Raw genomic sequence first — 11539 nt, 5'->3', positions numbered from 1 at the left:
TCCTTCTGGTGCGGCAGGATCAATTTCCATGTGTAGATATTGATGAGAAAAATTACATTGCGGATCAAAATCAATACACAGTGTACGAAGCTGCCGGGTTTTGCTGAGATATTCAGCCATTAATTTACTGCAGGTGGTTTTACCAACACCGCCTTTATTATTAACAAAAGCAATTACTTCCATATGCGACTCCTGTCGTTGTATTACGTTAAAGCCTAATATATCATCAGTTAAGTTTTACGATAAATAAGAAAACACACAAAATTAAACATTACATTGTTGTGTTTTTTGTTTATCTTTGGTTTAGTTTTTGTTTAGAAGCGTCTAACAAATTGATAACAAAAATTTTTATCGTGAAAAATGTGACAGTTATGGTAAACATTGTGACAGTTATGGGATAAAGTGTGACGTTCTTGGTAAGGGATGTGACGGTTATGGGACGAAATGTGACGGATGTGGGACTCGAAAGAAAAGAAGGCAAAAAGGAATTAAAAAAACATGCAGCAACTATTCACTGCTCAAATACCTTAAGTCTGCTGCAGCGTAAAATTACCAATGCGCTTCTATATCATGCTTATAAAGAGCTCATGCTCAAAGAGGAGCATGAAATTACAGTGAAGCAGCTGTGCCGGCTCATTGGCTACCAGGGAAATAATCATGCTGCGATCAAGGAAGCATTAAAAGGGCTGATATCGACAGTGATTGAGTGGAATGTCATCCACGATGAAACAGGGGCTGAAAACTGGACGGCGAGCTCTATTCTAGCGAGCGTGAGTCTGCAAGGGCCGCTCTGCTATTATGCCTATTCGCCACGGATGAAGCAGCTGCTGCATTCACCTTCCATGTTCGGCAAGATTGATCTCGTTATTCAATCCCGTTTCCGCTCGAGCTATGGACTTGCCCTTTACGAGAATTGCATCCGTTATCGCGGTCTTCCGCATACCAAATGGTTTGATATGGAGTTGTTTAAAAAACTGATGGGTGTGCCGTCTGGTAAATATGACATATTTCGTGATTTCAAGCGCAGGGTCTTAGATAAGGCCGTGGATGAAGTGAATACTTATTCAGACTTGATCGTTGCGTCCGAGTTTGTGCGGGAAGGGCGTAAAGTCGTTAAAGTTCGCTTCAAACTGAAAGAGCGCGCAAAAAAAACAAGACTAGGCGGGCGAAAGTCCGCGAAACCGGCGGCCATAGCGGATGATACCCTGAGGACCAAGCTCTTAAATGAGTTTGGTTTATCTGAAGAGCAAGCAGATCACTTGCAGGCAGAATATGACAGCCAGTTTATATGGGAAAAAATTACGATGATCGAATCATCCAAGCCTTTCCAGGAAGGTCGAATAGAAAATCTGGCCGGCTATCTTTTAAGCGCGATCAAACATAATTATCAGCCGACCAAAAGTAAGTCAGCACAATTGATTCATCTTGAAGATGCCTGGCAGACGATGGAACTAGAGGGACTCAAACGGCAGGTTGAAATAATCAGACTGGATTATCGCACCTACCGGGAAAAGGCGATTGATGAAGCCATTCAATTATTACCAGCAAAAGACAGGCAAGCATTCATGGAGCAGTTTTATTGCTTCGCTGAACCGACCATGCGAACGATTTTGCGATTGCAGCATAATCGGTATACGGAGGAGAACGTGCTTGAGTCGCCGCAAATGAGAGCGCTTCTTAGAAGCTATGCCTTACGGGAACTGGACATGCTGTCATTTGTTTCGCTTGAGGAATTTGTCTCACAACAAGGCGATGATAAAATCACAGCCTGGCAAAAGCTGAAATCATATGATCCTGACCATCCTCTTTTGCGATTTAATGAGTGAATAGCCTTGATCGCATCAACCCTGCCGCCGCGGCCAAGTGCTGATTTTTGCTCGCAAGATAAATCCAGTAGAAAAGGAGAGAAAACAATGACCAAAGAAAGCGGCTTATTAGCTGTACTGATTGGCGCAGGACCTGGATTGGGCGCAGCCATTGCAAAACGATTTGCTAGGGAAAATTATATCGTTGCCATGATTTCCCGACACCAAGCCCCATTACAAACGCTGGCTGATGAAATTAAGGAAAGCGGTGGTATGGCAATTGCTTTTCCTGCTGACGTGACACAGGAAGAAGATGTTAAATCCGTATTTACCACACTCCGCAAATACGGTCACCCCGAAGTGCTGATTTATAATGCTGCCAGCAAGTTTGAGCTGAATGGCATCGGCGATATTGCTCCTGACGATTTTATTCAAAACTGGAAAGTAATGTGCCTTGGCGGGTTGTTAACGTCACAACAAGTTTTGCCCGATATGGTTCAGCAAAAGAAAGGAACCATTATTTTTAGCGGTGCGACGGCTTCTCTCCGTGGCGGTGCTAAACTGGCTGCTTTTGCCGTTGGAAAATTTTCACAACGTGCACTCGCGCAATCTATGGCGCGGGAATTTGGTCCCAAAGGCATTCATGTAGCACATGTGATTATTGACGGCCAAATTGCGACGCCGGCAGTACTTAAACACTTTCCTGATCGGCCCCTTAACACATTCCTAAACCCGGATGCTATTGCAGAAACATACTGGTATTTGCATCTCCAGGACCCAAGCACCTGGACGCACGAGTTAGATTTGCGGCCATCCGTAGAGAAATTTTAATTGGGCGAAGCTTGAATAGCTGGTGCCGCCGTTGCATGAAAGACCCATGACACGGTGATAGAGATAGTAGTGCATACTGCATTTGCCATTGAATCTGTAATTAGTGATTCACAAATGGATATGAAATGTGGTTATAATTAAATTGTACGTTGAAATCTTTTAACCTACAGGGAGAAACATCATGGTAGCGAAGAAGAAAAAAGGCGGCACAAAGAAGAAGAAGTAAGCAAATTAAACCAGGGAAGGTGCTTGCATCTTCCCTGTGTTTCTCTCAATAAACTCCCCAATGTTGCATTAAATGACCTGTCACTAAACCGATATTGTCGCATAAATTTTCCGTCATTTTGAGCGTAGGGAAGGAGTTAGCGGCAAAACAACTAAATCTTTCTTGCAAAAATTGCCTTTAAGTAATCCGTTTCGGGAATGTGAAGGTGAATAGGATGATCCGGACCCTGATGCCCACGTTCGAGTATCTGGAGAGGGGTTTGTGTACGAAAGGCGGCACGTTGCAGGATTTGCATAAGATCCTCCATGCTGACGTGCATCGAGCATGAGCAGGAGATAAGCACACCGCCTTGCACCAGTAACTTCAGAGCGAATTCATTTAGCCGCTGATAAGCAATGATACCTTCCTTGCGGTCTTTTAATCGTTTTACGAAGGCGGGCGGATCCAGCACGATGACATCATATTGGCGTTGCTGCTCCCGCAGCTTTTTCAGCGCATCAAATGCATCCTCACAAATCACATTCACACGCGCGCTCAGCTGATTGATTTCGGCATTCTTCATGATGAAATCACAGGCGCTCTGGGAAGACTCGATACAATCAACCTGCTTTGCGCCAAAGCGAGCGGCTTGTACGCCCCAACCACCCAGGTAACTGAAAACATCCAGCACATTCAGGTCGTTGACATAAGATTTCAGGCGCTGGCGGTTCATCCGATGATCATAAAACCAGCCGGTTTTCTGGCCTTTCCAGAGGGGAAAGGTGAATTGCGTTTCATTTTCTTCCAGCTGGGCTTCATCAGGCGGCGTGCCGACAAGGGGTTTAACCTCACGAGAAAGCCCTTCCTGTTCGCGAACGGCGCTATCATTGCGAAGAAGAATAGAACGGGTATCGGGCAGGGCCGCACAAAGCGCTTCGGCAACGATTTCGGCTTTCTGTTCCATTCCTGCCGTATTAATCTGCACAACAAGATTCTGGGCGAAACGGTCTACCACAAGACCCGGTAGGCCATCGGCTTCACCGAAAATCAGGCGGTAGTACGGCTGCTTAAACAGACGGGAGCGCAGTGACAGTGCTTCATTTATTCGCTGGAGAAAAAATTCCAGGTTGAGGCGTGCCGCAGAATCACGGCTAAATAACCGCGCAGCAATCAGTGAATGTGGATTGACATAAGCAACGCCGAGAGGCGTTTTGTCCTGGGCTTCAACGATGACGATGTCGCCGGGCATGAATGCCTTCAAGGGTGTGGCGGTAACGTCAATTTCATTACTGAAAACCCACGGATGCCCAGCACGAATGCGGCGATCTTCGCCTTTTTTAAGGCGCAAAGAATGTAAGGATGTCATATTTAAAGCGGCGTGACTCGTTATAATGAGGGGTTAGAGAGTAACGCCGCTTGATGATTTCGTCAAATTATTAGTTGATTTTGGTGACTGTCTGGCTGGGTGGCATATTTTGCTGTACTTTTTCTTTATCTTTTTTATGCGTATCTTCTTTTTTCTTTTTCTCACCATTTGCGAACAGGGTTGAATCGGTACCCGTTACTTTGAGTTTCTGCTCACTTTTATCTACTTCATCTGTCTGATCTGATTCCTTGATGATGAGGTCCAGGTTGAGAGGCACAAAATAGCTGTTATTCATTATATCAGGTATGTCGGCATGCGTTTTTGATTCTGTAATGGCTTGTTTTAACTTTTTATTGAAGTCATGTTCTCTTGTATGATCATTTTCGTTTTTGATTTCATTTTCCATAAAGATGCCGCAATAATTAATATCGTAGACAAGAGGAACATTGGGATTAGGTTTGACATTAGGCGGGAGCTTCTGAGCGGCTGATTCAAAGCTTGGAAGCGCAGAGGGAAAGGTATCATATATGCTGGCTTCCTTGATCGTTTCGTAATCCTGCATATCGAGGAGCTGGTTAAATAAATTATTCCTTTCTGCTTTAATTTTGGATGCATCCAGTTTTTTATCAAAATTATCCCGGATAAGCGCTTCTTTTTCACGTAATTCTTGGCGGAGCTTGTGTATTTTTATGAGATAGCTATCTTTTTCTGTTGGTTGGATATGACCTTTTTTAGCGATGGTCTCCAACACTTTTCCTCTAAGACCGATTAATTTTTCGAAAGTCAAAGGAACTTCACTGTTAAATTCCGCATTTGTTATTTCTTGGGGCTTTTCCATACCAAAAGTAAAATAGACGAAGCTGGTTTTGCCCGGTTTGATATATATTTTTCCTTTCTCTGGTTTTTGCTTGTCAGTTTCGATGTCTTCTGTCATTAAACAGAGATCATGCCCTTTTGATGAGAGGATATCTCCAATCATTTTTGTCCTAACTGCGTGACAGGTTTTGGCAAACAGCGAGTTATCTTTCGTGAAGATACTCAAAAATTTATTCCTTGCCCAATCTAAATACGATTCGGAGGAATGCGTTTGTATCTTTTCACCTTGCGCTTTTCTCGCTTCTTCACCGAGATCAATTATAATCTTTTCTTTTTCCTCTAATGTTATTGCTGATCTGATTCGGTCGATAAAATGGTTACAGGCGGTTTGCCTTGCTTTAATGTGACTTGTAAACGGATTTAATAAGGTTTGAGAAAGGGAATTCCAATTAGTTTGGCGGTGAATAAGATATTCTTCGAGGAAGGCGATGCAAATTTCTCGGGATAGGGATTGGGGTTCATGGAAAGATTGCATAAAGTGCCTCCTAGTTATTATTACTTAATGTTCCTAATTAAATGAATCTCTCATACTAATAGAGTTTTCTTAAGAAATTCTTAAGATTTTTCTTTCATGATGATTTGTTTTAGGTACAATCTGAACCATTGATACATTTTTGCCACCAGGAGGGAAGGCGCCATGAGCTATTTGAATTTCGCGCTGGGTGAAACAATTGATATGCTCCGGGAATCTGTCAGGGAATTTGCAGAGCGCGAAATTGCGCCATATGCGGCAGCGATTGATAGGGAAAACAAATTTCCAGTTCACCTTTGGCCTAAATTAGGTCAACTGGGCCTCCTCGGCATAACCGTTCCTGAAACCTATGGCGGTTCCGGATTGGGTTATCTGGAGCATGTGGTTGCGATGGAAGAAATCAGTCATGCTTCTGCTGCCATTGGCTTGAGCTATGGTGCGCATTCCAATCTCTGTGTCAATCAGATTCAATTAAACGGTACGCATGAGCAGAAACTTAAATACCTGCCCAAGCTTTGCAGTGGGGAACACGTAGGCGCGCTTGCGATGAGTGAATCCCAAGCAGGCTCGGATGTGATGGGTTTGCAATTGCGCGCAGAGAAGCGTGGCAGCCGGTATATCCTGAACGGCACCAAAATGTGGATCACGAACGGCCCCGATGCGGATGTGCTAGTAGTTTATGCGCGCACAGACAAACAAGCGGGTTCGCACGGAATTACGGCTTTCATCATTGAGAAAAATTTCCCCGGCTTTGGTACAGCGCAAAAACTCGATAAGCTTGGCATGCGAGGATCTAATACCAGCGAGCTAACTTTTGAAGATTGCGCGGTACCAGAAGAAAATGTACTAGGTAGTGTCAACAAGGGTGCTGAGGTATTAATGCGTGGTCTCAATTATGAGCGTGTCGTGTTGGCTGCCGGGCCGGTTGGCATTATGCGGGCTTGCATGGATGTCGTATTACCTTATCTGCATGAGCGTAAGCAGTTTGGCAAACCGATTGGCGAGTTTGAGTTAATGCAGGCCAAAATGGCGGATATGTATACGGCCCTATCCTCATCACAGGCATTTCTCTACGCCGTGGCAAGTGCCTGCGACCGTGGCGTTGTGACGCGCAAGGATGCCGCTGCTGTGATTTTGTTCACAGCAGAAAAAGGCACCTGGATGGCGGGGCAGGCGATTCAATGTCTGGGCGGAAACGGCTATATTAATGAATTCTCCACCGGCCGTTTGTGGCGTGATGCCAAGCTTTATGAGATAGGAGCTGGCACGTCTGAAATACGACGTATGTTGATAGGTAGAGAATTGTTTGAAGAAACGAAGTAAAGGGAGCAACAAAAATAAAAAGGAATGATCGTGGCAGGATTTCAATCACAAATCGACATGGATGATAAAAGTTTTCAGCAAAACGCAGCCACCATGCGGGCCATGGCAGTGGATCTGCGAAAACTGTTGATCAAACTGCAGGAAGGCGGCGGCGAAAAAGCGCGTGAACGCCATAAGCAGCATGGCAAATTATTGCCGCGTGACCGCATCGAAATGCTGGTCGATCCCGGGTCCAATTTTCTTGAATTATCTCCCCTTGCCGGTTTTGAACTCTATGATGATGAGATTCCTGCTGGCGGCATCATCACCGGCATCGGGTGCATTGAAGGCATCGACTGCATGATTGTGGCCAATGATGCGACAGTGAAAGGTGGTACCTATTACCCCATCACCGTTAAAAAGCATTTGCGGGCGCAGAAAATTGCCGAGCAGAATCGCCTGCCGTGTATTTACCTGGTTGATTCAGGCGGTGCATATTTACCCAAGCAGGAAGAAGTTTTTCCAGATGAGCAGCATTTCGGCCGCATTTTTTATAATCAGGCAATGATGTCCGCGAAAGGGATTCCACAAATTGCGGTTGTCATGGGCTCATGCACGGCTGGCGGTGCTTATATTCCTGCGATGGCGGATGAATCCATCATGGTGAGAGAACAGGCCACGATCTTTCTTGCCGGCCCGCCGCTTGTTAAAGCGGCAACGGGTGAAGTGGTGACGGCGGAAAACCTGGGTGGCGCGGATGTACATTGCCGTATATCGGGCGTAGCGGATTATTACGCGCAAAATGATGAACACGCCATTGCGTTGACTCGCCGCATTGTTTCACATCTCAATTATCAAAAAAAGACGAACGTCGTCTTGCGCGAAGTTAAGGAACCGTTGTATGACGCTGAAGAATTATACGGCATTATTCCTTCGGATCCGCGTTATCCCTTTGACGTTCGCGAAGTCATTACGCGCATTGTGGATGCTTCCGAGTTCGATGAATTTAAAGCACTCTATGGTAAAACCATTATCTGTGGTTTCGCCCATATCTGGGGCATGCCGGTGGGGATTATCGCTAATAATGGTATTTTATTCTCTGAATCAGCGCTGAAAGCAGCTCACTTTATTGAACTCTGTGCGCAGCGCCGCATTCCTTTGCTGTTTTTACAAAATATTACCGGCTTTATGGTGGGCAGCAAATTCGAATCAGAAGGCATCGCAAAACATGGTGCTAAGCTGGTGACAGCGGTCGCTTCTGCTCGCGTGCCGAAAATAACAGTTATCATCGGAGGCAGTTATGGTGCGGGAAATTATGCCATGTGTGGGCGGGCTTATGAGCCTCGGTTTTTATGGATGTGGCCTAATGCACGTATTGCAGTGATGGGCGGCGAGCAGGCGGCAAGTGTGCTTGCGCAAGTAACACGAGAAAAGAAAAAGCGCCATGGTGAAAGCTGGTCGACAGATGATGAGAAAGTTTTCAAAGCACCGCTGCTCGAGCAATATGCCAAGCAGTCCTCCGCTTATTATTCCAGTGCGCGGTTGTGGGACGATGGTGTGATTGATCCGGCAGAAACACGTAACGTGGTGGGCATGAGCTTGTCGATTTCATTAAAGGCACCCATCGAAGAGACCCATTTTGGTTTGTTTAGGATGTAAGATGATATGAACCTAATCGATTTTTCTTTGATTGATGGCATTGCTATGGTGACATTAAACCGCCCGGAAAAGCGCAATGCGATCAACGGTGCTATGGTTCAGGCATTATTGCAGACGTTGACTACGATTGCTGCCGACGAGCGTGCCCGCGTGTTACTGATTCGCGGTCAGGGTGATCATTTTTGCGCAGGCGCTGATATTGGCTGGATGCAAACTATTGCTGCGGGTTCCTATAACGAGAATTACGATGACGCTCAATTTCTGGCGGATTTGATGTATAGCCTCTATACCTTTCCCAAACCGACTATTGTGCTTGCGCACGGTGCGACAGTGGGTGGTGGACTCGGCTTACTAGCCGCTTGCGATATTGCTATTGCGGCGAAGGACGCCAGTTTTGGTTTTGCTGAAGTAAGGATCGGGATCGCACCTTCTGTGATCAGTCCCTACGTGATAACGGCTCTTGGTGAGCGTGCTGCCCACTATTATTTTCTTACCGGCGAACGTTTTGGAGCTGATGTTGCTTACCAGTTGGGATTAATTCATCAAGTAACGGAAAACAAGGCACTTGAAAGCGTTGGGATAGCATTGGCTAAAACGATGCTGAAGGGCAGTCCCAAAGCGCTTACGGCAGTTAAACAATTGATCCGCTATGTGGCAAAAGAAAAAATCACTGAGGGGCTAGCACAGAAAACCGCCGAGCACCTTGCGCAGCTGCGCGCATCTCCGGAAGCGCAGGAAGGATTACGGGCTTTTATAGAGAAACGTGAGCCACAATGGGGATAATGCATGGGTTTGCCAAAACGCGTTGAACTTGTCGAAGTCAGTCCACGTGATGGGCTGCAAAATGAAACACAAACTGTTCCCACGCCAATTAAAATTGAATTCATTAATCAACTTGCGGATACGGGACTTCGCGTCATCGAAGTCACCGGTTTTGTTTCGCCTAAATGGATTCCGCAGTTAGCGGATGGTCGTGAAGTATTTCAGGGCATCACTCAAAAGCCCGGTGTACGGTATCCTGTGCTGGTGCCAAACACAAAAGGGTTGGAAAATGCTCTCGCGTGTGGGGTAAAAGAAATTGCTGTATTTACCACACCTTCTGAGCAATTCTCGCAAAAGAATACAAACTGTTCTGTAGCGGAAAGTCTTGAACGTATTGCGGAAGTGATGAAGGTGGCTAAAACCCGTCAATTGCGTGTTCGTGCCTATCTTTCCTGCGTGCTGGGGTGTCCTTACGAAGGCGAAATACTACCAGAAAAAGTCGCTGCGCTCGCAACGCAACTGGTAACGATGGGGTGTGATGAGATTTCCCTTGGCGATACGATTGGGATAGGCACACCGGTTAAAACGGCACAACTGCTGGAAACAGTTTGCAGACAAGTTCCACCTCAGCAACTTGCCGTGCATTTTCATGATACCTACGGTCAGGCACTGGCCAATATTTATGTCGCATTAGAACACGGCATTGCAGTGATTGATTGTTCGGTGGCAGGATTGGGCGGCTGCCCTTATGCAAAAGGCGCAACGGGAAATGTGGCGACAGAAGATGTCGTCTACATGTTGAATGGGATGGGTATTGAAACGGGCGTGGATTTAAAAAAACTGATTAGCGTAGGGCGTTTTATTTCGCAACAGTTGAATCGTCAGCCGCAATCGAAAGTGAATCTTGCTTTCAGGAAATAATTAGTGCGTATGTATAACGCTGACTTTGGCATCGTGATGCGTTGATTCTTCTTCTTCCTGCTTTGGACTAAATAAGAGGGGAGAGGGTTGGCCATAAATACTTGTGCCTGCTTCAATATCTTTCTTTTCATGGGAGTCAATAGCCTGATAGGCAATATGCCCTTTTCTTTCATGATAGTCTTTTAGCGTATCGATGTAGCTTTGGCGCACAGAAAATGAAAAGCTATTTGCGGTTTTGCTGGCAGCACAGAGTACTGCGGGAATCATGATAGTGTAACTATAAGGATCCACTTTAAACACATCATGAGACGTGTTTACAATGCTAACAAATGTGCTGCAACCTACACTTAATAAAGAGTCAAAACCCCCATTACAATAAATACCTATACGAGCGAAAGATTCCCAGCGGGGATTTTCAGCGAAGGTAGTTTGTGTTTTAGGATGTTTAAAACTATCGTAAAGCGCCGGCACATCAGAAAAAAGCGTTGAGTTAAGTAGCGTGCCTGCTGAGGCAGCCGCAAGCATCTTGGCAGCCGTATCAGGGATCGGAACAAAAGGTATTTTGAGTAATGCCTTGCTGGTAGAAAAGTAGCCGAAGAAGGGAGCGCTGATAATATTCAGAGAAGAAATCGTGAATGTTTTTACCGCCTCTTTATCACAAAGGCTGCCGCCGTGATCTACGATGGTCGCAAACTTTTTCCCATTGGCGGAAATTTTTTTAAGGCGATAGGAGCAAAAGGCAATATAATTGGATAATGCGCATAGGGCTGCGAAGGATAATGCAGCTCCGATTTCCCATGACTCCCATTTCTCTAAGGGTTCTTCTACCCCATATATGCGTTTGCGCGCGAATTCACTCATTGTAACGGCACCAAGATAAAAATTAAGCGAGGCAAATGTGCCCGAGAGAATGCCTAACACTTTTATCGTGAAATAAATGCTTCGGCCTTTAAAGCCCAATTCATCATCGCAGAGGCAAGTGGCGATACAACAGCATTTAGCGCAACAGGGAAGATGTTGCTCTTCTTCTTTGGTCTTTATTGCGGTATTTTCGTCCTCATTATTGTCGTTATCAGAAGGGTTTAATTTTTTCTTGTTTCGAAATTGGCGATAGATAGCAGGGACAGTCGTGGTAAGGGTAGTGGTTGCGTTTACACCAATAGCAACATAAGAGATGGGGATGGCTTGTGGATGGTCCTCTTTACCCAAGTATTTAAATAGATTAAGGACACCAAAAAGGGATGAACCAGCGGAGGACACTATTCTCAAGGTACTCACAATGACAGTCGCCGCTGCTGTCTTGAGTGAAGACCAGATAGCCATTTTTTTGCTCTCGTTTT

10 protein-coding genes are annotated in these 11539 nt (G+C 45.5%); 6 read left to right on the top strand and 4 right to left on the bottom strand.

Annotated features, from left to right (window positions below; translation table 11 throughout):
- A partial coding sequence (locus AQUSIP_RS11350; protein WP_148326098.1) for a ParA family protein occupies positions 1 to 183 on the bottom strand: 183 nt, incomplete at its 3' end.
- 251 nt (positions 184 to 434) lie between these two features.
- On the opposite strand from AQUSIP_RS11350, the gene AQUSIP_RS11345 reads away from it, so the two are divergent.
- A complete protein-coding gene (locus tag AQUSIP_RS11345; protein WP_114834293.1) occupies positions 435 to 1826 on the top strand; it encodes a replication initiation protein in 1392 nt (463 codons plus the stop codon).
- Between the two features lie 87 nt (positions 1827 to 1913).
- Positions 1914 to 2636: an SDR family NAD(P)-dependent oxidoreductase gene (locus AQUSIP_RS11340; protein WP_114834294.1), complete on the top strand. Its 723-nt coding sequence runs from the start codon at positions 1914 to 1916 to the stop codon at positions 2634 to 2636.
- A 377-nt stretch (positions 2637 to 3013) separates the two neighbouring features.
- Here the strand turns inward: AQUSIP_RS11340 and AQUSIP_RS11335 are convergent, their stop codons facing one another.
- Together AQUSIP_RS11335 and AQUSIP_RS11330 are read right to left on the bottom strand one after the other, a co-directional pair.
- The gene (locus AQUSIP_RS11335; protein ID WP_114834295.1) at positions 3014 to 4207 is read right to left on the bottom strand and encodes a class I SAM-dependent rRNA methyltransferase; all 1194 of its coding nucleotides are present in this window, start codon (positions 4205 to 4207) and stop codon (positions 3014 to 3016) included.
- Positions 4208 to 4277: 70 nt separating this feature from the next.
- The gene (locus AQUSIP_RS11330; RefSeq protein WP_114834296.1) at positions 4278 to 5558 is read right to left on the bottom strand and encodes a hypothetical protein; all 1281 of its coding nucleotides are present in this window, start codon (positions 5556 to 5558) and stop codon (positions 4278 to 4280) included.
- A gap of 162 nt (positions 5559 to 5720) precedes the next feature.
- On the opposite strand from AQUSIP_RS11330, the gene AQUSIP_RS11325 reads away from it, so the two are divergent.
- The 4 genes from AQUSIP_RS11325 to AQUSIP_RS11310 are packed head-to-tail and all read left to right on the top strand — an operon-like array spanning position 5721 to position 10199.
- Positions 5721 to 6878 carry an isovaleryl-CoA dehydrogenase gene (locus tag AQUSIP_RS11325; RefSeq protein WP_114834297.1) on the top strand — a complete coding sequence of 386 codons (1158 nt, stop codon included), beginning with the start codon at positions 5721 to 5723 and terminating at the stop codon, positions 6876 to 6878.
- 30 nt (positions 6879 to 6908) lie between these two features.
- Positions 6909 to 8516, top strand: coding sequence for a carboxyl transferase domain-containing protein (locus tag AQUSIP_RS11320; RefSeq protein ID WP_269473841.1), 1608 nt, complete (start codon positions 6909 to 6911; stop codon positions 8514 to 8516).
- Between the two features lie 6 nt (positions 8517 to 8522).
- The gene (locus tag AQUSIP_RS11315) at positions 8523 to 9299 is read left to right on the top strand and encodes an enoyl-CoA hydratase-related protein (protein ID WP_114834299.1); all 777 of its coding nucleotides are present in this window, start codon (positions 8523 to 8525) and stop codon (positions 9297 to 9299) included.
- 3 nt (positions 9300 to 9302) lie between these two features.
- The gene (locus AQUSIP_RS11310) at positions 9303 to 10199 is read left to right on the top strand and encodes a hydroxymethylglutaryl-CoA lyase (protein WP_114834300.1); all 897 of its coding nucleotides are present in this window, start codon (positions 9303 to 9305) and stop codon (positions 10197 to 10199) included.
- On the opposite strand, the gene AQUSIP_RS11305 is transcribed toward AQUSIP_RS11310, so the two are convergent.
- Entirely contained in the window at positions 10200 to 11522 is a 1323-nt protein-coding gene (locus tag AQUSIP_RS11305; RefSeq protein ID WP_114834301.1) for a hypothetical protein, read from the bottom strand.
- Positions 11523 to 11539: the final 17 nt, after the last annotated feature.

Origin of the sequence: Aquicella lusitana (genome assembly GCF_902459475.1) — a bacterium.
In the GTDB taxonomy this organism is placed as follows: Bacteria; Pseudomonadota; Gammaproteobacteria; order DSM-16500; family DSM-16500; genus Aquicella; species Aquicella lusitana.
The sequence above is the reverse complement of the archived record's forward strand: the minus strand, read 5'-3'. Positions and strand labels throughout refer to the sequence as shown.

Coding starts and splice junctions, on each gene's coding strand:
- AQUSIP_RS11345 (WP_114834293.1), top strand. CDS start 435: ATGGGACGAAATGTGACGGATGTGGGACTCGAAAGAAAAGAAGGCAAA.
- AQUSIP_RS11340 (WP_114834294.1), top strand. CDS start 1,914: ATGACCAAAGAAAGCGGCTTATTAGCTGTACTGATTGGCGCAGGACCT.
- AQUSIP_RS11335 (WP_114834295.1), bottom strand. CDS start 4,207: ATGACATCCTTACATTCTTTGCGCCTTAAAAAAGGCGAAGATCGCCGC.
- AQUSIP_RS11330 (WP_114834296.1), bottom strand. CDS start 5,558: ATGCAATCTTTCCATGAACCCCAATCCCTATCCCGAGAAATTTGCATC.
- AQUSIP_RS11325 (WP_114834297.1), top strand. CDS start 5,721: ATGAGCTATTTGAATTTCGCGCTGGGTGAAACAATTGATATGCTCCGG.
- AQUSIP_RS11315 (WP_114834299.1), top strand. CDS start 8,523: ATGAACCTAATCGATTTTTCTTTGATTGATGGCATTGCTATGGTGACA.
- AQUSIP_RS11310 (WP_114834300.1), top strand. CDS start 9,303: ATGGGTTTGCCAAAACGCGTTGAACTTGTCGAAGTCAGTCCACGTGAT.
- AQUSIP_RS11305 (WP_114834301.1), bottom strand. CDS start 11,522: ATGGCTATCTGGTCTTCACTCAAGACAGCAGCGGCGACTGTCATTGTG.